We start from the raw sequence: 20,303 nt of genomic DNA, 5'->3' as shown, positions 1-20,303 counted from the left end.
CTGTCAGCTCCAATCCATGATGACTTTGCCCACCTCGCCCGACCGGGCGGCGGCAAAGGCGTCCTGCCACTGCTCGGCGGGGAAACGGTGGGTGATGACTGAGCGGATGCGCTCACGCAGCTCCTGGGAGGTCTGCAGCATGAACGTCATCCGATACCACGTGTCATACATCTCACGACCATAGATGCCCTTGATCGTGATCATCCGGGTGATGACCGGCCCCCAGTCGATGGCGAACGGCTCCTTGGGCAGACCCAGCATGGCGATCTTGGCGCCGTGGGTCGCGTTCTCGATCATCTCGGCCAGGGCGCTGGGGAAGCCGGACATCTCCAGGCCGACGTCGAAGCCCTCGGCCATGCCCAGCTCGGCCTGCACCGGGCGGACCCGATCGCGCGCGACGTTGACGACGCGGTCTGCCCCGGCAGCCGTGGCCAGCTCCAGGCGATAGTCGGAGACGTCGGTGACCACGATGTAGCGCGCGCCGATGTGTCGCGCGATCGCCGTGGCCATGACCCCGATCGGCCCGGCCCCGGTGATCAGCACGTCGTCCCCGGACATCGGGAAGCTCAGCGCGGTGTGCACGGCGTTGCCCAGCGGGTCGAAGACGGCGCCGAGCTCCGGGTCGATGTCGTCGGGCTGCTCCCACACATTGCTGGCTGGGATCACGACATAGTCGGCGAAGGCGCCGTCACGGTTGACGCCGAGGCTGGAGGTCTGCACGCACATCTGCTGGCGACCAGCACGGCAGTTGCGGCAGCGCCCGCAGATGACGTGGCCCTCGGCGGAGACCCGCATGCCGACCCGCAGGTCATACTTGCCGTCGCCCGTGGCCACGCCCGGACCGATCTCGACGATCTCGCCATAGAACTCGTGGCCGATCGTCAAGGGTGGCTGCAGCATGCTTGCGGACCACTCGTCCCACGACTCGATGTGCAGGTCGGTCCCGCACAGGCCGGCACGGAGCACGCGGATCTTGACCTCGCCGGGGCCCGGCTCTGGCTCGGGCACGTCGACGAGCTCGAGCCCGGGACCGGCCGTGGTCTTCACGAGTGCACGCATGGGGACCATCTTGCAGCACCACCCGCGTCCGCCCGAGCGGTGCCACCGCCTCCGATGCTGCTGCCCACACGATTTCGGCCCGAGCGGGTCCCGGTGCTATATTTCTGCGTCGCGCGCCTATAGCTCAATTGGCAGAGCAGCTGACTCTTAATCAGCGGGTTCGGGGTTCGAGTCCCTGTGGGCGCACCATTGTGAGGTCCCCAGTCCGGAGTTGTCCGGCTGGGGACTTTCCGTATGCCGTCCCGCACGTCCGCCAGCACCGAGCCGCTGCGCCCCGTCCCAGGTGGGGCCGGACTGAGTCGCAGGTCCTCGGCACACCTAGGTCGGCGCCGGAGGGCAGCCGGGACGAACCTTTGGCACACTAGCGGCGGACATCTGACGCGCTACGGAGGGGATGGACGACTCGTGACTGCCGAGGAAAAGACGGGCTCGAGGGTGAGCTTGAAGGCTGTCTTCAAGCGCACCGTGGCGGAGTTCAGCGACGACGGAGCCACTGACCTGGCGGCCGCGCTGACCTACTACGGCGTGCTCTCGATCTTCCCGGCCATCCTGGCGCTGACCTCGCTGCTCGGTGTCTTCGGGCAGGGGCCGGACACCACCAAGGCACTCCTGGATGTCGCACTCGACCTGGGTGCGTCCCAGGAGCAGCTCGAGCCGATCGAGGCCTACATCAACTCCCTGCAGGGCAGCGGCGGAGCGGGGATCGCCCTGTTCATCGGTCTGGCCGGAGCCCTGTGGGCCGCCTCCAACTATGTCAACGCCTTCTCTCGAGCGATGAACACGATCTTCGACGTGCGGGAGGGACGGCCGGTCTGGAAGCTGCGCCCGGTGATGCTGCTGATCACCCTGGTGGTGCTGCTGCTCGTGGTCCTCGTCGCGCTGTCCCTGGCACTGTCCGGTGGCATTGCGCAGGCCGTCTTCGGGGTCATCGGTCTGGGCGACGTGGCGATCCGGGTCTGGGGGATCGCCAAGTGGCCGGTCCTGTTCGTCATCGTGGTCGGCATCATCGCGCTGCTCTACTGGGGCACCCCCAACCTGAAGCGCAAGTTCCGCTGGTTCAGCCCCGGGGCGCTCGTGGCGATCGTGGTGATGGTGGTCGCGGTCGCCGGCTACGGCTTCTACGTCGCCAACTTCGGCAATTACTCCGCGACCTATGGTGCGATGGCCGGCGCCATCCTGATGCTGCTCCTGCTGTGGGTGATCAACGTCGCCCTGCTGTTCGGTGCCGAGTTCGACGCCGAGTTCGAGCGCGGGCGTCAGCTGCGTGCCGGTCTGCCCGCCGAGGAGGACCTACAGCTGCCGCCGCGCGATGACCGCCAGCTGATCAAGAAGGCCGAGAAGCAGCACGAGCTCGTGGAGGAGAACCGGCGCATCCGCCTCGAGGCGGGCCAGGACAACAAGCCGTGATCCAGGGCTGACCCTCCGTCGGAGGAGAGCGACCCCGCCTTGACGACCGAAGTGGCGCTCGCTCGGAGTCCAAGGCCACGAGCAGCCGGGATCGGACCGTTAGTGGCGCAGCTCTCCGGCCCGGGCGGTCTCTCCGACGTCAGTGAGTGCCGACCGGAGGAAGAACGGCCCAATGGCCTCGTTGAGCACGACCGTGCCGATCACGACGGTGGCGAGCGTTGCCCCAAATGCGGGGAACTCTTCGGCGACCGTGGCCGCCAGAGCCAGGGCGATCCCGGCCTGGGGCACGAACGCCTTCCAGGCCACCCTCCGCACCTGCTCGCTCTCGCCAGCCAGGGTCATCGCCGCGCGGGAACCCACCCACAGACCCCCGCCACGGACGACCCACAACAGCACTGCCGGGATCGCGGCCGCCAGCAAGGCATCGAGGTGCAGCCCCAGGCCGGTCAGGGTGAAGAACACCACATAGACCGGCGGTGCCAGGGTCTCGAGCAGGGTGGCAAAGCGTGCCTCCGACGAGGTGTTAGCCACCAACACCCCAGCGATCATGGCGACCAGGAGGGCTTCCACCTCGGCGTGCACACCCAGCCGATCCTCGGCCCAGTTCACGCCCAGGACGGCGAGCCAGACGCTGGCCACTGAGGAGACGACGATGAGCACAGCGCCCAGTCGAAAGGTCTCGGTCTGCCGGACGACCAGGATCAGGAGACCGCCCACGACCGCTCCGGCCACCACGGAGAGCAGCAGGCCCGCGAGGACGCCAGCCACGAGCTCGCCCACGGATGCACCCTCACCGAGCAGGGCGTTCGCGCCGGTCAGGGCAACGGAGAAGGCCACGACAACCACCACGTCCATCACGACGGTGGCGCCCAGCACGAGACGCGTGAAGGGACCGGCCGCGTGAGACTCGGAGATGACCGCGATGGCCTCCGGTGGGGACAGCGCGAGCATGATGGTCCCGGTGAGCAGGGCCGCGGAGACCATCACTCCCGTGCTCTGGTCTCGCAGCACGAACGCGACGACCCCGGACGTGAGCACCGGCACCATGATGCTCATGCCGAGGACCTGCAGACCGATCGTGCGCACCTGCGGACGGATCGCCGGCCAGACCAGGTGGCTGCCGGCGACGAAGCCGATCACACCGAGTGCCACAGAGGACACTGCGGGGAAGGCCACATCCGCCGCCTCGTTCGCCGTCGAGATCAGCAGTCCCGCGAGTGCGCCGACGGCCAGATAGACGGGGAGACGCGGGACGTGTCGCCGGGCCAGGAGCTCGCCGGCCAGGTAGGCCACCACGCAGATCGCTGCCAGGACCGCGAATCGTGCCACATCCATCCTGGCCTCCAGGTCGCCCGCACGGTGCACCGCACCGATGTCTGGACATCATGTCCACGGGTGGTGCCACGAGGGACTCACCCGTGGCGGGTGAAACCCAACTGTCAGAAACTCGGTGGCCGGAACCTGGCGTGTGCCGCGAGGGAGGCGATGACGACGATGGTGAAGACGATCAGTCCACACACCACGGCGCGGGCCACCTGCCCCTGCGCGTGCACGTCCCCGTAGCCCACCGTCGTCATCGTGCTCAGGGTGAAGTAGAGCGCGTCCGTGCGGGTGCTGAGGCCCGCCACCTGGCCGGGGGCCAGCACGTTGAGCAGATAGAAGGTGAGCGAGAACGACAGGATGACCAGTACCAACAGCATCGTGAGCACCCCCGTGGCGCGGCCCGGTTGGCCGGCGCGCACCCGATGGAGCTCAAGCGCCATCATCCAGGCCAGTATGCCGAGCCCGCCACCGGTCACCAGCAAACTGATCGCGAGCCGGAGGACCGAGGCGTCCCGGTCCAGCGGGAGGGCGTAGTAGGCCACGAGGACTCCCGTGAACCCCCAGGCCGGGCGGAACCAGGCCCGCACCCCAGGGCTCATCCGGAAGGCGTCGCCGGCGCCGGGCCGATCGGCTGACCACTGATCAACGGGAGCCGCCACCGGCCATCCGGGTCAGCGTCCACGAGCAACGCGCGGACGAGCAGGGTCATCGGCACGGCCAGGAGCGCTCCCAGCGGACCGAGCACCCACGTCCAGAACACGAGTGACAGAAGGGTCAGGGTGGTCGAGAGCCCCACGGCGTTGCCGACGTAACGCGGCTGGATGATCGACTGGATCACGACGTTCGCGACGGAGTAAAGCACGATGACCCAGAGCATCAGGGCCGGTCCCCCCTCCAGCAAGCCAACCAGCGCGGGCGGCACCACGCCGATGACGAACCCGATGTTGGGGACGAAGTTCGTGACGAACGCCAGCACGCCCCACACGAAGGCTCCTGGCACGCCCAGCGCCCAGAGCAGCACCGCGTCGAACACCGCGACGATCAGGCCGAACGCGGCGGAGACCCCGAGGTAGCTGCGCGTGCCCCGAGCGAACGTGCCCAACGCGTCCACCAGGTGCGGGCGGTGCTCGCGCGCCTGGGTCGCCAGGGTGGAAGCGTGTGCTGAGTCGAACGCGAGGAAGACCAGCAGCGTCACGACGATCAGGTCGGAGAGCACCGAGAGGAGGCCGGACAAAAAGAGGGTGACGGTGTCCAGGACGCGGCTGACGTCCAGTGACGGCACGCCATGGGCAGACTCGGGGACGGCAAGTCCCAGACGCACGAGCCGGTCGCCCAGGCCGGCAACCAACGCGTCCAACTCGGCGGCATAGGTCGGGATGAGGGCTGTGGCTGACCCACGGACGCGACCAGCGCCAGAGTCAGCACGAGGATCAGACTGTAGGCCGCCACCAGCACGGCCACAGACGCCGCCCACACCGGGAACCGTCGTTCCAGGACCGCCCGGAGGGGGTGAAAGAGGATGCTGAGGATCAGGGCGAGCATCAGCAGGCCGAGGAGCGCGCTCGTTGACCTGAGGCCAGCGACCACAATCACCACGCACGCGGTGTTGAGCAACAACTGGGTGGTCCGGGTCTGGCTCCCGGGCAACATGTGCGACCGCGGGTGCCGCGCGTCTCACGGCGCGGCCCCGCTCGTCACCGGCGCGGACTCCGCGGGCAACGAAGCGTGACGCAGCCTGCCCGACAGCGTCTCCTGCACCACCAGCGCGACCACCACGGACAGGATCACCACCGGCATCTGTGTGCTCGCGGCATCGCCCAGCAACAGCACAACCAGCACCACGCTGGTGACCGGCATCCCGGTCACCGCCATCCCGGCCGCCATCCCGATGGCGAGGGCCGACAGGGGAGTGAGACCGGGCAGGACGGATGCGGCGAGCGCGCCGCCCGCCGCTCCGAGGACGATCGCAGGGAAGACGGGCCCGCCTCGGAAGGTGCCCAGACAGACGGCATACGCGATGCCCTTGCACAGAACCAGGGCGAGGAGCGTGCCTGCTGGCCATGCGCCGCCGTCACTCGCGATCAGCGGGAGGGTCGCTTGCCCGGACAGGGCGACCTCCGCTGGGGACCGGTCACTGACCAGTGCATAGATGCAGGCCGAGAGGCCGGCAACGAGACCGGCGCCGACCGTCGTGACCAGGAGCCGCGATGGGGCGAGCTGGGACACACGCCGCCCCACGGCATACATCAGCGCTGTCCCGAGGGCCACCGCGCACGCCAGCGGGACGGTCCAGACCACGTCCCAGAGGGCGAGCCGGACCGGGACCAGTTCGGGGATGGCCAGTGCACCGATCTCAAGGCCCGACCACCGTCCCAGCCCCGTGAAGAGCAGACCGCCGACGCCGCTCGACAGCAGGCATGGCAGCACCACAAACATCAACTGGGGCCGGGCCAGTCCCAGCACCTCCAGGAAGATCACCGCCGCCACGAGCGGATTGCCGAAGATCGCCGAGATCGCCGCTGCCGATCCAGCCGCCGCGAGGATCGTCGCACTGCTCGGATCGGTTGACCGTCGCGTGCGGCGGATGGCGAGCAGGGCAAGCCCGCTGCCGATCGCGATCAGTGGTGCCTCGGGCCCCACCACGGCGCCGCCGACCAGGCTGGCAACCGCCGCGATCACGACACCGGGCACCTCCACTGGACGGGTCGCCCCCGCGCCCACCCCTTCCACCGGCGGGTGGCCGGCCCGGCCTGGCAGGTGTCTGACCGCAAGGGCGACGACACCCCCAGCGACCCCGATCGTCAGGATCGGCCACCAGGCGGGTGGCCCCTCGTAGCCCAGGAGCTAGGCAGGTCGTGCCAGACCAGGTGCTCCAGCTCGTGCACCACGACTAGGAAAACGAAGGCGACCAGCGAGAGCGGGATGCCCAGCAGCCCCGCCATCAGGAGCAGGGTGAGGTAGCCGCGCCGGTCCGGTCCGACGGGGGCCTCCTGTCCGGTCACGGACGTGTCGGGCCCTGGCCAGGTCGCGGTGTCACGTCAACACCTTGACCTTTGCCTGCTCGTACTCGCTCGGGGTGATGAGGCCGTTGGCACGCAGGTCAGCCAGCTCCCGCAGCTCGTCTGACACGCTGGCACCGCCCCCTCCGGCCGCCTCCTTGACGAAGGCTCGCATGCTCTCCCGCTGCTCGTGCTGGGCCACGAGCGTGCGCTCGTTCATCGAGTTGCCGCGGGCGAAGATGTAGCAGATGGCACCCAGCCACGGGATCAGCACGATGAAGATCGTCCACATCGCCTTGGCCCCGCCGTTGAGCTCACGGTCGCGGAAGATGTCCCCGAGAATGGCGATGATCATCCAGATCCACGCCATCAGGAGCGTGAACCAGAACATCGAAACAATGACGTCCCACAGTCCGAAGTCCTCCATCAGCTGCATCTCCTAGGCTTTCGTGACGGACCCGGGTGGCTCGTCTGCGGACAGCCTGTCGCCCATGGCGCGCCGGCCACTTCCCCCGCGAGGGGTGAAGCGCCAGCGCTCGCCGAGTTCGTCACGATGTCTCAGCTCCCGGGGCGGTGCGCCGGACCCAGGCGCCGTAGGCGGCGCTGAACGGTGGCGCGGTGAGGCCGTGCGCCAGGACGCTCAGAAGGACGGTCGCGGCGGTCGTCGCGACGACGGTGGCGGCACCGGGTTGGCCGTTCAGCGCATCGTTCGCGATGAGCGCGAAGACCACCGATGGCAGGCCGCGGGGCCCGAACCATCCGACGAACGCCAGGGTCGGCCGACGCAGACCCGAACCCGTCTGCTCCACCCATCGGCTCTGTGAGTCACCCTTCAGGGGTGAGGGCACACCGATCGGCGGGGGGCTCGGGCTGGTGGAGCGGAGCCCGGCGTCCAAGTTGTGGGCCCGTTTCGGTGGCACAGTGTGTTCAACACAACCGAGGGAGTCCCCGTGTTCGACACGATCAACGGTCTGCCGGTCCATCCCCTCGTCGTGCACGGTGTCGTGGTGCTGTTGCCGTTGGCAGTCATCGGCACTCTGGCCCTCGCTGTCAGACCTGCGTGGCGCAGACCTTATGGCCCCCTCGTCCTGGGCATCACCGCTGTCGCCACGGCGCTGATCCCGGTAGCGACCGCCAGTGGTGACGCCCTGGAGGACCGGGTCGGCTCACCGGGGGTCCATGAGGACCTGGGCGAGCAGCTCCTGTGGTTCGCCGTGCCGCTGCTGGTCCTCAACCTTGCTCTCGCGGTGCTGACACGCTGGCCCGCCTCTGCCACCACCCGTCCGGGGTCGCGCCGGCTGGTCACGGTCGTCGCGGTGCTGAGCGTCGTCGCCGCGCTCGCCGCAGGTGTGCAGGTCTATCGGGTCGGCGACTCCGGCGCTCAATCGGTCTGGGGCTCCACGACGGGCTAGGCCAGCTCGACCGGCCAGACCTCCTGGACCGGCTCGCCCCATGACAAAAGCGCCCCGAGCCAGATTCTGGCTCGGGGCGCTGCCGGGGTGAGTGACGGGACTTGAACCCGCGACATCCGCGACCACAACGCGGCGCTCTACCTGCTGAGCTACACCCACCATGTCACCCCGTCACGCCGGGAGGCGTTCGGGCAACGGCGACCATGATACCTGTTCCAGGCGGTGGCTCCGAACCGAGCCACCGACTCCCACCCGGGCACCGGCTGACCGGTGCCAGCAGGGCCGATCGGCACCCGGCATACGGGCCTGATCGGTCAGGTGTCGTGGTCGGCGGCCACCGTGGTGGCGAGCTCCTTCAGCGCGGCCGACTCCAGCCCGGGCTGGGCCTGGAAGACCGCCTGACGGTAGTAGCGCAGCTCGGTGATCGAGTCGCGGATGTCGCCGAGGGCACGGTGCCCACCGGTCTTGGCGGGGGCGGCGAAATAGGCGCGGGGAAACCAGCGACGGGACAGCTCCTTGATGGAGGAGACGTCGATGATCCGGTAGTGCAGGTGCGACTCCAGCTCGGGCATGTCGCGAGCCAGGAAGGCACGGTCGGTGCTGACGGTGTTGCCGCCGAGCGGGGCCTTGCGTGACTCGGGGACCCAGTGGCGCACGTAGTCCAGCACCTGTGTCTGTGCGTCCTCGACGGTGGTGCCCTCGGCGAGCCGGTCGAGCAGGCCGGAGTCGGTGTGCATCTGCCGGACGAAGTCGCCCATCTGGGTCAGGGCGGCCTCCGGCGGACGGATCACCAACTCGACGCCCTCACCAAGCACGTTGAGCTCGAAGTCTGTCACCAGCGCGGCCACCTCAACCAGGGCGTCGTGGACGATGTCAAGGCCGGTCATCTCGCAGTCGATCCAGACGATCCGGTCAGCCTGGGCCTTGGTGATGGTCTCTGTCACAGGTCCCACACTACCCAGCGGCCGGGGTAGCGTGACCGCCATGTCGCACCAGCCGTATCAATCGACCGGCAGCGCCGTCGGGGGACCGCCTCATGCTCCGCTGCCACCGTCCGGCCCGGGCTGGGCGCCGAGTGGGGCGTCGCAGCCGCCACCCGGGCCGGGATGGGCGCCGCACGGACCGTATGCCGGTGTGGGGGAGCCCGCCAACACCACCCCTCGGCGGACCCTGCGCCGCGTCGTCCTCACCGGCGTCGCGGTCACCCTGTTTGCGTTGTGCGGTCTGTTCATGGCGATCCTGGTCGCCGAGAGCACGGGGGCCACGGCGGCGCTGCTGGGGGTGCTGACCGGCTCGATCGCCCTCGGCATCGTCGTGCCGGTGCTGCTGTGGGTGGACCGCCTTGAGGCTGAGCCCGCCCGGATCATGTGGTTCGCCTTCCTGTGGGGCGCGCTGGTCAGCACGGCCGGGGCGCTGATCCTCAACGAGGTCGGGATGGCCTTCTTCGCCGGCCTGGAGCTCGACCCGCTCTTCACCGGCGCTGTGCTCGTTGCGCCGCTGGTCGAGGAAGCCCTGAAGTGCCTCGGAGTGCTGGTGATCTTCCTGGTCGCCCGCCGTGAGTTCAATGGCCTGGTGGACGGAATCGTCTATGCCGGGATGGTCGCGGTCGGCTTCGCTTTCGTGGAGAACATCATCTATCTGGGCGGTGCCTACAGCGAGCTCGGCACCCCGGGCCTGCTGGGGATCTTCGTGATGCGGGTGCTGGTCAGTCCTTTCGCGCACCCGATGTTCACCGTCGCCTTCGGCATCGCGCTGGGCCTGATCACCCACCGGCGGCAGTGGCGCTTCGCCTTCGTGCCAGTGCTCGGCTATGTCGTGGCGGTCTTCCTGCACTTCCTGTGGAACTTCGCGGCGGTGAGCACGATGGACGGTTTCCTGGTGGCCTACGTGCTGGTGCAGGTGCCGTTGTTTATCGGCTTCGTCCTGCTGCTGGTCCTCTCCCGCCGCTCCGAGACCCGGATGCTGCGCACCCACCTGACTGGCTATGGCCTCAACGGGTGGTTCACCCCGGCCGAGGTCGCCATGCTGGTCTCGCCCCGCGAGCGGCGTCGTGCCCGCGCCTGGGCCAAGGGCGTGGGCGGCTCCCGCGCCGAGGCGGCCATGGAGGCCTTCCAGGACGAGGCGAGCGAGCTGGCGATCGCCCGGCAGCACCTGGAGCGGGGCGACTCGGACCCGGTCTGGCAGCTGCGCGAGCGGGCCCTGCTGCAGACGGTCCAGGCCCGGCGCGTGACCTTTGCGCCGCCCCGTCCGATGCAGGCGTATGCCGCGCAGCCCCGGATCGTCCCGGTGCCGCACAAGCTCTAGGACCCGCGGAACCTACGAAACCTCTCTCAAAAGACGCGATCCGCCGACGCAACCCCTCCAAAAATGGGTCAGCGCTGGGCGTCGGCGTGGGCCAGCAGGGTGCGGCTCTCCGCCATGAACCTCTCGGCAGAGGGACCGAACCAGGCGCCGATCTCGCGGAACCGGGCGATAAACGCCTCCCGATCGCCTGCGCGCAGGATCTCCAGCGCCTCGGCGAACCGCTCGTGATAGCGGTCGAGCAGCTCGAGGTGGTCGGGGGAGGAGAGGATGATGTCGGCATAGAGTTCGGGGTCCTGGGCGAACAGCCGGCCGATCATGATCAGCTCCAGGCGATAGATCGGTGAGGAGAGCGCGAGCAGCTCATCGAGGGAACGGTCCTCGCGGATCAGGTGCAGACCGTAGGCGAACGTCGAGAAGTGCCGCTGGGCCTGGATCAGGCCCATCGCGTGGTCGTGGTCCTGCGCGCTGACCTCGTGCAGACGCGCCCCCCAGAGTCGGATCTGCTCCAGCAGCCAGGTGCTGGCGTCGGGGTGACGGCCGGGGACGTAGGCGATCACCTGCTTGGCGAGGTTGTCCACGTCGGGGGCGAACATCGGGTGCAGCCCGAGCACCGGACCCTCATGCACCTGCAGCATCGCCTCCATCGGGGCCAGCTTGGTGGAGGTTAGGTCGACCAGGAGGCAGTCCGCGGGCAGGGGTGGGAGCTGGTGGATCACCGAGACGGTGTCGTGGATCGGGACGCTGACCAGCACCATCCCGACACCGTCAAAGAGCTGCTGGCTGTTGTCCCAGTCGTCCCGGTCCAGCTCGCGCACCTCATAACCGGACAACCGCAGCATCCGCCCGAACAGCTGCCCCATCTGCCCCGCACCACCGACGATGACGATGGGACCCAGGTCGGGGGACTGCCGCGTGAAACCGAGGTTCTTCTCGTGGGCATAGGCCTCACGCATGCAGCGGCGCAGCACATCCTCGATGAGGTCCGGTGGCAGGCCACGTCGCTCGGCCTCGGTCCGGCGGGCGGCGATCATCGTGCGCTCCCGCTCGGGGGCGTAGATGGGCAGCCCGTGCTGTCCCTTGAGCTCCCCGACCTCGGCGACGAGCTCGAGGCGTCGCGCCAACAGGTCCATGACCTGCTTGTCCACAGCGTCGATCTGGTCGCGCAGCTCGGCGAGAGGTGCCTCAGGGCCGGCCGAGGGGTGGGGCTGCTCCATGTGCTGAGAGTAGTCGCGTCCGCCTGCGCCGTGGCGCCCGCCTCAGGACGTCCACCGCCGCGTGGGGCGCATCTAGACTGGGCACCGGTCCGCTCCGCTGGCGACCGCTGCCCCCGTAGCTCAATGGATAGAGCAACGGCCTTCTAATCCGTAGGTTGCAGGTTCGAGTCCTGCCGGGGGCGCACCGGGAAAGCGTGCCGTGCCACGCAGCTCGCAGACGGCGAAACGCACCAGTTCCCGCTGTCACGGCGGTTCCGTTTGGCCGAACGCCGCGCACACGGCAATCTTAGGTCGTGACTGTCACGGACTCCGGAGGGGCTCTGCTGCGCGCTGTCGAGCACATGCGCGGTGCGGCGGAGCGGGTCCGCCTGCCCTTCGACCTGCCCGGCGTGGACGAGGCCCGGCGCGGACAGGGCGATCTGGTCAAGCAGCTCGACGACTATGTGCTGCCCCGCCTCCGTTCCCTCGACGCGCCACTGCTGTGCGTCGTGGGTGGCTCGACGGGTGCCGGCAAGTCGACCCTGGTCAACAGCCTGGTCGGGGAGACGGTGACCCGCGCCGGCGTGCTGCGTCCCACCACTCGGGCCTCGGTGCTGGTGCACCACCCCGCTGACAAAAAGTGGTTCAGCGGTGACCGCATCCTGCCCAGCCTGTCCCGGGTCACCGGCTCCGTGACCGACGAGGACGACCCCGCCTCGGTGCGCCTGACCCCCTCGGCGATGCTCCCGGCGGGCCTGGGCCTGCTCGACGCGCCCGACATCGACTCGGTCGTCACCTCCAACCGGGACCTGGCCCGCCAGCTGCTGGCGGCGGCCGACCTGTGGCTCTTCGTGACCACGGCCGCACGGTATGCCGACGCCGTCCCCTGGGAGCTGCTGCGCGAGGCGGCCGAGCGCGGCACGAGCGTGGCGATCGTGCTGGACCGGGTGCCCCCGGAGGCCATGGAGGACATCCGTCTGCACCTGGCCGAGATGCTGCGCGAGCAGGGACTGTCCAAGTCCCCGATCTTCACCATCGCCGAGTCACCCCTCGGCGCGGATGGGATGCTCCCGGCCCGAGACACCGAGCGGCTGCGCGGCTGGCTGCACACCCTGGCAGGGGACGCCAAGGCCCGTTCGGTGGTCATCCGGCGCACCCTCGAGGGGGCGCTGGGCTCCCTGGGCGACCGCGCCGATGCTCTCGCCGAGGCCGGTCAGGCCCAGGTCGAGGCCCGGGAGGCCCTGCGCAAGGCGGCGCACACGGCATACCAGGAAGCGGCCCAGGGCGTCGAGGACGGGATGGAGGACGGCACCCTGCTGCGCGGTGAGGTGCTCGCCCGCTGGCAGGAACTGGTCGGCACCGGTGAGTTCCTACGCCAGGTCGAGGCAGGCATCAGCCGACTGCGGGACCGGCTGACGTCCTTCTTCACCGGCAAGAGCGTCTCCACAGAGCACCTGGGGGAGGCGATCCAGACCGGTGCCGCCGCGCTGGTCACCTCGCACGCCCAGCTGGCCGCGGCCAGCGCCGCCCGCACCTGGAAGGGCTCTGGTGGCGGCGCGGCCCTGGTCGTCGACCATCCGGAGCTGGCCAAGGCGGGTCCCGACATCGAGTCCCGCGTGGAGCGGATGATCCGTGACTGGCAGGGCGAGGTCCTCGACCTGGTCCGCACCGAGGCCGGACAGAAGCGCACGACGGCGCGCTATCTCGCCTTCGGCGTCAACGCCCTCGCGGTGATGTTGATGCTGGTGGTCTTCGCCTCCACAGCCGGACTGACCGGGGTCGAGGTCGGCATCGCCGGGGGTTCGGCGGTCCTGGCGCAACGACTGCTGGAAGCCATCTTCGGCGACCAGGCGGTGCGCGAGCTCGCGGCCAAGGCGCGCCGGAGCCTGCTGGCGCGGGTGAGCGAGCTGTATGACGAGGAGCGAGCCCGCTACGAGGCTGTCCTGGACGAGGTGGAGCTGGCCCCGGCAGGTGTGCGTGACCTGACCGCCGCGGCCCAGCAGGTGGAGGAGAGCCGATGAGCCGCCGCAGGTCCGGCAGCCGCGAGGAGTCGTTGCTCTGGCGCACCGATCAGTTGGATGACGCGCTGGAGCAGGGCGGGGAGGAGCTGGACCCGCAGCGCTCCGGGGCCGCCGTGGCGCTGGTCTCCAAGGTCCGGGAGCGGTGGGAGCTCAAGGGTGGACGCACCGTCGTGGCCCTCGCGGGGGCCACCGGCTCGGGCAAGTCCACGCTCTTCAATGCCCTTGTCGGAGAGGAAGTCTCCCTCATCGGGGCGCGCCGTCCGACGACCTCCAGGGCCACGGCGGCGATCTGGGGCGGGGCGGAGGATCCCAGTGAGCTGCTGAGCTGGTTGGGCATCGATGCCCGCCACCACGTCTCGGATCAGGACGACGCTCTCGACGGGCTGATCCTGGTGGACCTGCCCGACTTCGACTCCACGGCCCAGGCCCACCGGGTCGAGGCGGACCGCATCCTGGAGCGCTCCGACGTTTTCGTCTGGGTCACCGACCCGCAGAAGTATGCCGACGCACGCCTGCACAACGAGTATCTGGCACCACTGCAGGACCACGAGACCGTGATGCTGGTGGTCCTCAACCAGGTCGACCGGATCCAGGACGAGGGTGCGGTCGAGGAGGTCAAGGAGGACCTGCGCACGCTGGTCGCAGCTGACGGCGCGGGTGACTTCGAGGTCATCGGCACCTCCGCGCGGATGCGCACCGGGCTCGACGACCTCCGGGCCGCGATCGGCGAGGTGGTCCAGCGGCGCAACGCTGCCGAGCAACGTCTCGTCGGTGACGTCAAGGGCACCGCGCGTGACCTGCTGCAGGACGTGGGGGACGAGGAGCCCGGGCTGGATCCCCAGGCTGACCGCGCGCTCGTCACGGCGCTGAACCAGGCGGCCGGGGTGCCGGTGGTGCTCGACGCCGTGCAGCGTGACTATCTGCGGCAGGCCGGAGACCACGTCGGGTGGCCGTTCACCCGGTGGGTGTCCGCGCTGCGTCCCGACCCGCTCAAGCGGTTGCGGCTGGGGGACAACCCGGCCGCGATCACCGCGACCGATGTCAAGACGGCACTGGGCCGTTCCTCGCTGCCCCCGCCCAGCCCGGCCGCGCGCTCCGGGGTGGACCTGGCCACCCGGCAGGTGGGGGAGGCTGCCGGTGCCGGGCTGCCCCCGCGGTGGGCTGACGCGGTCGCCCACGCGGCGACCCCGTACACCGGTGAGCTGGCCGACTCCCTGGACCAGGCCGTCATGAATACCCCGCTGCGAGCCCGCAACCCGCTGTGGTGGCAGGCGGTGAACATCCTGCAGTGGCTGCTGGCCCTGCTGGCGATCGGCGGTCTGGCCTGGCTCGTCGTGCTCGGCGCCTTCGGGTTCCTGCAGATGCCGCAGGAGGTCCCGACCTGGGGGCCGTTGCCGATCCCGGTGCTGATGCTCGGCGGTGGTGTCCTCCTGGGCTTGTTCGTGGCGCTTGTCTCCCGCGCCCTGGCTCGGGTCGGTGCCCGACGCCGCCGTGATGCGATCGAGAAGCGACTGGCCGGCTCGGTGGCGGAGGTCGCCCGCGAGCACGTGAGCGTGCCGGTCAAGGCGGTGCTTGAGCGTCACAAGCAGACGCGTCAGCAGCTCCAGGCTGCCGCACGCTGACCCAATTTTGAGAGTGGTTTCGTAGGTCGAACCCGGCTTTTCCGCGTGGTTTCGTAGGTCGAAACCGGCTTTTCCGAGCGGTTTCGTAGGTCGAAACCGGCTTTTCCGAGCGGTTCCGTAATTCGAACCAGGCTCTCTTGACCGGGGGTATCGTCCGCGCACCCCGCCAGGCTCTGGCAGGGATATCGGCGCACGGCTGTCCACAGTCTGGCGCGGGGCAGTCCCTTGTCCACAGAATCTCCGACCCGTCTCCCCGTAGGCCGGGCAGCCCGGCACGGTGGTGGCACCCACAGATCCGTGGGACTGAGCCGAAGGGGAAGTTGAGATGACAGATTCACTCGTGACCGTGGCCGGCAACGTGACCGCCGAGCCGGTGGTCGGCACCACCAAGGGCGGCGATGTGTTCAGTAGTTTCCGGGTTGCCGTCAACCACGGCTACTTCGACCGGGAGCGGCAGGTGTGGCTGGAGACCGGCACCAGCTTCTACAAGGTCTCGGCCTTTCGTGCCCTGGCGGTCAACGCCTTCGAGTCGCTGAAGAAGGGCACCCCGGTGATCGTCCAGGGCAAGCTGCGGGTCGTGAACTGGACCAACGGTGACAAGCAGGGCACCGAGGCGCAGATCATGGCCACCGAGATCGGCCCCAACCTCAATTTCGGGCAGGCCGACTTTACGAGCGTGCGGCGTCCCCAGCTCAGTGGCACTGACCCGCTGGCCGACGAGAACGTGCGGGCGGCCCTCGACGGACCGCCGGCCGATGATGCGCCCTCCCTCCAGAGTGACCTCGCAGATGATGCCGAGGACGACTACGCCGAGGAGTCCACCGCTGACGAGCAGGTCCCCCTGAGCGCTTGAGATCCGGGGCCGGGCCGGTCGCGACACAGTGGGAGTCAGTGGTCGGGTCACTGGCGAGGGCAGGCCACCGATTCGGGCTGGACCGCCTCCGACGGATAGCCTGAGAGGCATGGCCGAATTCATCTACACCATGACGCGTGCCCGCAAGGCGGTCGGCGACAAGTTGATCCTCGACGACGTCACGATGTCCTTCTATCCCGGCGCCAAGATCGGCGTGGTCGGGCCCAACGGTGCTGGCAAGTCCACCATCCTGAAGATCATGGCGGGGATGGACCAGCCCTCCAACGGTGAGGCCCGGCTCTCGCCCGGCTACAGCGTCGGCATCCTGCTGCAGGAGCCGCCGCTCAACGAGGAGAAGACCGTCCTGGGCAACGTCCAGGAGGGCGTGGGTGAGATCCTGGCCAAGGTCGAGCGCTACAACGCGATCTCCGAGGAGATGGCAAACCCGGACGCCGACTTCGACGCGCTCATGACGGAGATGGGCCAGCTGCAGGAGGAGATCGACCACGCCGACGCCTGGGACCTGGATGCTCAGCTCGAGCAGGCGATGGACGCGCTGCGCTGCCCGCCCGGCGACGCCGACGTGACCGTGCTCTCCGGTGGTGAGCGCCGCCGGGTGGCGCTGTGCAAGCTGCTGCTGAGCAAGCCCGACCTGCTGCTGCTCGATGAGCCCACCAACCACCTGGACGCCGAGTCCGTGCAGTGGCTGGAGCAGCACCTCAAGGAGTACCCCGGCGCCGTCCTGGCCGTCACTCACGACCGGTACTTCCTGGACAACGTCGCCGAGTGGATCGCTGAGGTCGACCGTGGTCGGCTCATCGGCTACGAGGGCAACTACTCCACCTATCTGGAGAAGAAGCGCGAGCGGCTGGCCGTCCAGGGCAAGAAGGACGCCAAGCTGGCCAAGCGCCTCGAGAAGGAGTTGGAGTGGGTCCGCTCCAACGCCAAGGCGAGGCAGACCAAGAGCAAGGCCCGCCTGAGCCGCTACGAGGAGATGGCAGCTGAGGCGGAAAAGACCCGCAAGCTGGACTTCGAGGAGATCCAGATCCCGCCGGGTCCGCGCCTGGGGGCCCAGGTCATCGAGGTCAACGACCTCAAGAAGGGTTTCGGAGACCGCGTCCTCATCGACAACCTGTCCTTCACCCTGCCGCGCAACGGCATCGTCGGTGTCATCGGCCCCAACGGTGTCGGCAAGACCACGCTGTTCAAGACCATCGTGGGTCTCGAGGAGCCGGACGCGGGCACGGTCAAGGTCGGCGAGACGGTCAAGATCTCCTATGTCGACCAGTCGCGCGGCGGCATCGACCCGGAGAAGTCACTGTGGGAGGTAGTCTCCGACGGCAACGACTTCATCCAGGTCGGCCAGGTCGAGATCCCTTCGCGCGCCTACGTCAGCCAGTTCGGCTTCAAGGGTCCGGACCAGCAGAAGAAGGCCGGCATCCTCTCCGGTGGTGAGCGCAACCGCCTCAACCTGGCGCTGACCCTCAAGGAGGGCGGCAACCTGCTGCTCCTTGACGAGCCCACCAACGACCTGGACGTCGAGACCCTCGGCTCCCTGGAGAACGCGCTGCTCAACTTCCCGGGTTGTGCCGTGGTCATCAGCCACGACCGGTGGTTCCTGGACCGCGTCGCCACGCACCTGCTGGCCTATGAGGGCACGGAGGAGAACCCGTCGGCCTGGCACTGGTTCGAGGGCAACTTCGGTGCCTACGAGGAGAACAAGGTCGAGCGCCTCGGTGCCGACGCGGCGCGCCCGCACCGCGTCACCTACCGCAAGCTCACCCGCGACTGAGCGGACCGACCATGGACCCGCGGGTTCCCCACGGCGCTGCGCCGCGTGGGAGCCGGCGGGTTCGTCGTCCCGCCCCCCTTCCGCACCGCGACGGGGTCCCGCCAGCGCGGTTCAGTATGCCGATCGGCGGCCCATGGGGGACCGTCACCGAGTTCCTCCTCGAGCGCACTCGCGGGGCCGGCGAGGTGGTGCGGGCCCTGGACGGTGGTGAGGTCCGCCTGGGCGACGGCACCCGCGTCACTCGCGGCACGGCCTACGCCCCGGGTCAGTGGGTCTATCTGCACCGTGATCCGCCGGCGGAGGTCTCGGTGCCCGGTGAGCTCAGCGTGCTGCACGAGGACGAGCGGATCCTGGTCGTCGACAAGCCGCACTTCCTGGCGACCATGCCGCGCGGCCGGCACGTGCGGGAGACCGTGCTGGCGCGGCTGCGTCGGCAGCCGGGCTGGGAGCAGGTCCAGCCCGCGCACCGGCTGGACCGCCTCACCGCGGGAGTGCTGCTGCTGACCAAGGACCCTGCGCTGCGCGGCACCTACCAGGAGCTGTTCGCCACGCGAGCGGTGGACAAGACCTATCTGGCCGTCGTCCGGCTCGGGGAGTGCGTGACGCTGCCCGCGGTGGCGCGTTCTCGCATCGAGAAGCAGCGCGGGCAGCTGCAGGCGCTCGAGGTGTCCGGTGAGCCCAACGCCGTGACGCACGTCGAGGTGCTGGAACGGGCCGACGGACTGGCCCTGGTCCGGCTGCGACCGGAGACCGGGCGCACGCACCAGCTGCGGGTCCACCTCTCCCGGCTCGGGGCACCGATCGTGGGTGACCCGCTCTATCCAGAGGTCCTGGACACGGCGCCCGGCGACTTCAGCCAGCCGCTGCAGCTGCTGGCGGCGGAGCTGGCGTTCACCGACCCGGTGACGGGCCTGGACCTGCGGTTCGTCTCGAGGCAGCGCCTGGAGCGGGCTGGTGCGTGGCGCGCTGGTGCATGGTGGGCCGGGTCGAAGGGTCAATAGTCCACCGGGTCGCGGGAGATCGGGCAGGTCATGCAGTGGCCGCCGCCACGGCCACGGCCGAGCTCGGCACCCCGGATCGGGATGACCTCGATGCCCTCAGCGCGCAGCAGTTCGTTGGTGTAGGTGTTGCGGTCGTAGGTGAAGACCACCCCGGGTTCGACGGCCACCGCGTTGTTGCCGCTGTCCCACTGCTGGCGCTCCCCGGCATACCAACCACCGCCGGGCTCGACCGCCCGCAGGGAGGGCAGGCCGAGCGCGTTGGCCACAACGTCGATGAAGGAGTCGGACTCCTTGGTGACCTCCAGGCCGCCGTCGTCGGCGGGACGCAGAGAGAAGGTCTTGATGCCGTCGACGATGTCGGGATAGTAGGTCACGACATCGCGGTCGGCGAAGGTGAAGACGGTGTCCAGGTGCATGGCAGCCCGCAGCTTCGGCATGCCGGCGACGACGACCCGGGTGGCGGCCTCGGCCTCGAAGAGCTTCGCGGCGACCTGCGTGATCCCCTGACGTGAGGTGCGTTCGCTCATCCCGATCAGCACGGCACCGTTGCCGATCGGCATGACGTCGCCACCCTCGATCGTGGACAGTCCCCAGTCCTGCTCCGGGTCGCCCCACCACACGGTGCTGCCGGTGTAGCCGGGGTGGAACTCGTAGACCGCCTTCATCAGCAGCGTCTCGTCGTGCCGGGCGGGCCAGTAGAGCGGGTTGAGGGTCAGCCCGCCATAGATCCAGCAGGTGGTGTCCCGGGTGTAGATGGTGTTGGGCAGCGGTGGCATGACATATTCGGTCACCCCGCCCGAGTCACGCACCAGGGCCAGGTGGGCCGAACGGAACTCCTGGGGCATCTCCCGGGTGGCGAGCCCGCCGATGAGGAACTCGGTCAGCGTCGTGGCGTCCAGGGTGTCCAGGTAGGCACGGGTGTCGTCGATCAGACCGAGCCCGACGTCGTTGACCGTCAGTTTGCGGTCCATCAGCCAGTCACGCGCCCCGGGGACGGCCAGCGTCTCGATCAGCAGCTCGTGCAGCTCGACGACCTCCACGCCGCGGGAGCGCAGGTTGTCCACGAAGTCCTGGTGGTCGCGCCGAGCGCTCTCCACCCAGAGCACGTCGTCGAACAGGAGGTCGTCACTGGTGCTCGGCGTGAGCCGTTCGTGGCTCAGCCCGGGACGGCAGACCAGCACCTTGTTGAGCTTGCCGACCTCGGAGTGGACACCGTGGGTGGGGAGCGACATCAACGTTCCTTCCTGCGTGCGTGACTGGGGCTGGGACCAGATCGGGACCGAACCGGTCGCCAGCAGCACGATACCGACGATGGCG

19 protein-coding genes and 3 tRNA genes are annotated in these 20,303 nt (G+C 69.1%); 10 read left to right on the top strand and 12 right to left on the bottom strand.

From position 1 onward, the window contains the following. Nucleotides 1–3 precede the first annotated feature (3 nt). The gene (tdh, locus tag FNH13_RS14640) at nucleotides 4–1,059 is read right to left on the bottom strand and encodes an L-threonine 3-dehydrogenase (RefSeq protein ID WP_143784100.1); all 1,056 of its coding nucleotides are present in this window, start codon (nucleotides 1,057–1,059) and stop codon (nucleotides 4–6) included. A gap of 113 nt (nucleotides 1,060–1,172) precedes the next feature. On the opposite strand from tdh, the gene FNH13_RS14635 reads away from it, so the two are divergent. Together FNH13_RS14635 and FNH13_RS14630 are read left to right on the top strand one after the other, a co-directional pair. Then, nucleotides 1,173–1,248, top strand: a tRNA-Lys gene (locus FNH13_RS14635). A 246-nt stretch (nucleotides 1,249–1,494) separates the two neighbouring features. Continuing rightward, nucleotides 1,495–2,466: a YihY/virulence factor BrkB family protein gene (locus FNH13_RS14630; RefSeq protein WP_165700135.1), complete on the top strand. Its 972-nt coding sequence runs from the start codon at nucleotides 1,495–1,497 to the stop codon at nucleotides 2,464–2,466. 99 nt (nucleotides 2,467–2,565) lie between these two features. Here FNH13_RS14630 and FNH13_RS14625 read toward each other — a convergent pair whose 3' ends face one another. The 7 genes from FNH13_RS14625 to FNH13_RS14595 form a co-directional block, all read right to left on the bottom strand. Beyond that, the gene (locus FNH13_RS14625; RefSeq protein ID WP_143784098.1) at nucleotides 2,566–3,801 is read right to left on the bottom strand and encodes a cation:proton antiporter; all 1,236 of its coding nucleotides are present in this window, start codon (nucleotides 3,799–3,801) and stop codon (nucleotides 2,566–2,568) included. A gap of 104 nt (nucleotides 3,802–3,905) precedes the next feature. Next, on the bottom strand, nucleotides 3,906–4,376 hold the full coding sequence (locus FNH13_RS14620) for a two pore domain potassium channel family protein (protein ID WP_165700134.1): 471 nt from the start codon (nucleotides 4,374–4,376) through the stop codon (nucleotides 3,906–3,908). An 8-nt stretch (nucleotides 4,377–4,384) separates the two neighbouring features. Next, entirely contained in the window at nucleotides 4,385–5,146 is a 762-nt protein-coding gene (locus FNH13_RS14615) for an AI-2E family transporter (protein WP_165700133.1), read from the bottom strand. Nucleotides 5,147–5,463: 317 nt separating this feature from the next. Beyond that, on the bottom strand, nucleotides 5,464–6,588 hold the full coding sequence (locus tag FNH13_RS14610) for a chloride channel protein (protein WP_407669983.1): 1,125 nt from the start codon (nucleotides 6,586–6,588) through the stop codon (nucleotides 5,464–5,466). A 2-nt stretch (nucleotides 6,589–6,590) separates the two neighbouring features. After that, a complete protein-coding gene (locus FNH13_RS14605; RefSeq protein ID WP_143784094.1) occupies nucleotides 6,591–6,791 on the bottom strand; it encodes a hypothetical protein in 201 nt (66 codons plus the stop codon). Nucleotides 6,792–6,822: 31 nt separating this feature from the next. Next, nucleotides 6,823–7,215, bottom strand: a complete 393-nt coding sequence (locus FNH13_RS14600; protein ID WP_165700131.1) for an SHOCT domain-containing protein — start codon at nucleotides 7,213–7,215, stop codon at nucleotides 6,823–6,825. 121 nt (nucleotides 7,216–7,336) lie between these two features. Beyond that, the gene (locus FNH13_RS14595; protein WP_143784092.1) at nucleotides 7,337–7,597 is read right to left on the bottom strand and encodes a hypothetical protein; all 261 of its coding nucleotides are present in this window, start codon (nucleotides 7,595–7,597) and stop codon (nucleotides 7,337–7,339) included. 141 nt (nucleotides 7,598–7,738) lie between these two features. Here FNH13_RS14595 and FNH13_RS14590 point away from each other — a divergent pair, with 141 nt between their 5' ends. Beyond that, entirely contained in the window at nucleotides 7,739–8,200 is a 462-nt protein-coding gene (locus tag FNH13_RS14590; protein WP_143784091.1) for a DUF2231 domain-containing protein, read from the top strand. Between the two features lie 86 nt (nucleotides 8,201–8,286). Here the strand turns inward: FNH13_RS14590 and FNH13_RS14585 are convergent. Together FNH13_RS14585 and orn are read right to left on the bottom strand one after the other, a co-directional pair. Next, nucleotides 8,287–8,359, bottom strand: a tRNA-His gene (locus tag FNH13_RS14585). Nucleotides 8,360–8,514: 155 nt separating this feature from the next. Beyond that, nucleotides 8,515–9,144, bottom strand: coding sequence for an oligoribonuclease (orn, locus tag FNH13_RS14580; RefSeq protein ID WP_228266428.1), 630 nt, complete (start codon nucleotides 9,142–9,144; stop codon nucleotides 8,515–8,517). 40 nt (nucleotides 9,145–9,184) lie between these two features. On the opposite strand from orn, the gene FNH13_RS14575 reads away from it, so the two are divergent. After that, the gene (locus tag FNH13_RS14575) at nucleotides 9,185–10,504 is read left to right on the top strand and encodes a PrsW family intramembrane metalloprotease (protein ID WP_165700130.1); all 1,320 of its coding nucleotides are present in this window, start codon (nucleotides 9,185–9,187) and stop codon (nucleotides 10,502–10,504) included. A 68-nt stretch (nucleotides 10,505–10,572) separates the two neighbouring features. Here the strand turns inward: FNH13_RS14575 and tyrA are convergent, their stop codons facing one another. Next, a complete protein-coding gene (gene tyrA, locus FNH13_RS14570; RefSeq protein ID WP_143784088.1) occupies nucleotides 10,573–11,718 on the bottom strand; it encodes a bifunctional chorismate mutase/prephenate dehydrogenase in 1,146 nt (381 codons plus the stop codon). A 109-nt stretch (nucleotides 11,719–11,827) separates the two neighbouring features. On the opposite strand from tyrA, the gene FNH13_RS14565 reads away from it, so the two are divergent. The 6 genes from FNH13_RS14565 to FNH13_RS14540 all read left to right on the top strand — a co-directional run bounded on the left by FNH13_RS14565 (nucleotide 11,828) and on the right by FNH13_RS14540 (nucleotide 18,986). Continuing rightward, nucleotides 11,828–11,900 (top strand) — tRNA-Arg (locus tag FNH13_RS14565). A 111-nt stretch (nucleotides 11,901–12,011) separates the two neighbouring features. After that, on the top strand, nucleotides 12,012–13,718 hold the full coding sequence (locus tag FNH13_RS14560) for a dynamin family protein (RefSeq protein WP_407669903.1): 1,707 nt from the start codon (nucleotides 12,012–12,014) through the stop codon (nucleotides 13,716–13,718). Beyond that, nucleotides 13,715–15,340 carry a GTPase gene (locus FNH13_RS14555; protein WP_143784087.1) on the top strand — a complete coding sequence of 542 codons (1,626 nt, stop codon included), beginning with the start codon at nucleotides 13,715–13,717 and terminating at the stop codon, nucleotides 15,338–15,340. Before FNH13_RS14560 ends, FNH13_RS14555 begins: the two co-directional genes overlap by 4 nt. 325 nt (nucleotides 15,341–15,665) lie before the next feature. Continuing rightward, a complete protein-coding gene (locus tag FNH13_RS14550; RefSeq protein WP_143784086.1) occupies nucleotides 15,666–16,193 on the top strand; it encodes a single-stranded DNA-binding protein in 528 nt (175 codons plus the stop codon). Nucleotides 16,194–16,302: 109 nt separating this feature from the next. Next, nucleotides 16,303–17,985, top strand: a complete 1,683-nt coding sequence (gene ettA, locus FNH13_RS14545) for an energy-dependent translational throttle protein EttA (protein WP_143784085.1) — start codon at nucleotides 16,303–16,305, stop codon at nucleotides 17,983–17,985. A 116-nt stretch (nucleotides 17,986–18,101) separates the two neighbouring features. After that, nucleotides 18,102–18,986, top strand: coding sequence for a pseudouridine synthase (locus FNH13_RS14540; RefSeq protein WP_202878792.1), 885 nt, complete (start codon nucleotides 18,102–18,104; stop codon nucleotides 18,984–18,986). Here FNH13_RS14540 and FNH13_RS14535 read toward each other — a convergent pair. Continuing rightward, nucleotides 18,980–20,218 (bottom strand): arginine deiminase, encoded by a 1,239-nt coding sequence (locus FNH13_RS14535; RefSeq protein ID WP_143784083.1) that lies wholly within the window; start codon nucleotides 20,216–20,218, stop codon nucleotides 18,980–18,982. The genes FNH13_RS14540 and FNH13_RS14535 overlap by 7 nt on opposite strands. Nucleotides 20,219–20,303: the final 85 nt, after the last annotated feature.

Origin of the sequence: Ornithinimicrobium ciconiae (genome assembly GCF_007197575.1) — a bacterium.
In the GTDB taxonomy this organism is placed as follows: Bacteria; Actinomycetota; Actinomycetes; order Actinomycetales; family Dermatophilaceae; genus Ornithinicoccus; species Ornithinicoccus ciconiae.
This window is presented reverse-complemented; position numbering and strand designations above follow the sequence as displayed.

Bases quoted from the DNA above. Each gene is read 5' to 3' on its own strand.
- FNH13_RS14540 (WP_202878792.1), top strand. From the start codon at position 18,102: ATGCCGATCGGCGGCCCATGGGGGACCGTCACCGAGTTCCTCCTCGAG.
- ettA (WP_143784085.1), top strand. From the start codon at position 16,303: ATGGCCGAATTCATCTACACCATGACGCGTGCCCGCAAGGCGGTCGGC.
- FNH13_RS14550 (WP_143784086.1), top strand. From the start codon at position 15,666: ATGACAGATTCACTCGTGACCGTGGCCGGCAACGTGACCGCCGAGCCG.
- FNH13_RS14625 (WP_143784098.1), bottom strand. From the start codon at position 3,801: ATGGATGTGGCACGATTCGCGGTCCTGGCAGCGATCTGCGTGGTGGCC.
- FNH13_RS14555 (WP_143784087.1), top strand. From the start codon at position 13,715: ATGAGCCGCCGCAGGTCCGGCAGCCGCGAGGAGTCGTTGCTCTGGCGC.
- FNH13_RS14535 (WP_143784083.1), bottom strand. From the start codon at position 20,218: ATGTCGCTCCCCACCCACGGTGTCCACTCCGAGGTCGGCAAGCTCAAC.
- FNH13_RS14575 (WP_165700130.1), top strand. From the start codon at position 9,185: ATGTCGCACCAGCCGTATCAATCGACCGGCAGCGCCGTCGGGGGACCG.
- tyrA (WP_143784088.1), bottom strand. From the start codon at position 11,718: ATGGAGCAGCCCCACCCCTCGGCCGGCCCTGAGGCACCTCTCGCCGAG.
- tdh (WP_143784100.1), bottom strand. From the start codon at position 1,059: ATGCGTGCACTCGTGAAGACCACGGCCGGTCCCGGGCTCGAGCTCGTC.
- FNH13_RS14600 (WP_165700131.1), bottom strand. From the start codon at position 7,215: ATGGAGGACTTCGGACTGTGGGACGTCATTGTTTCGATGTTCTGGTTC.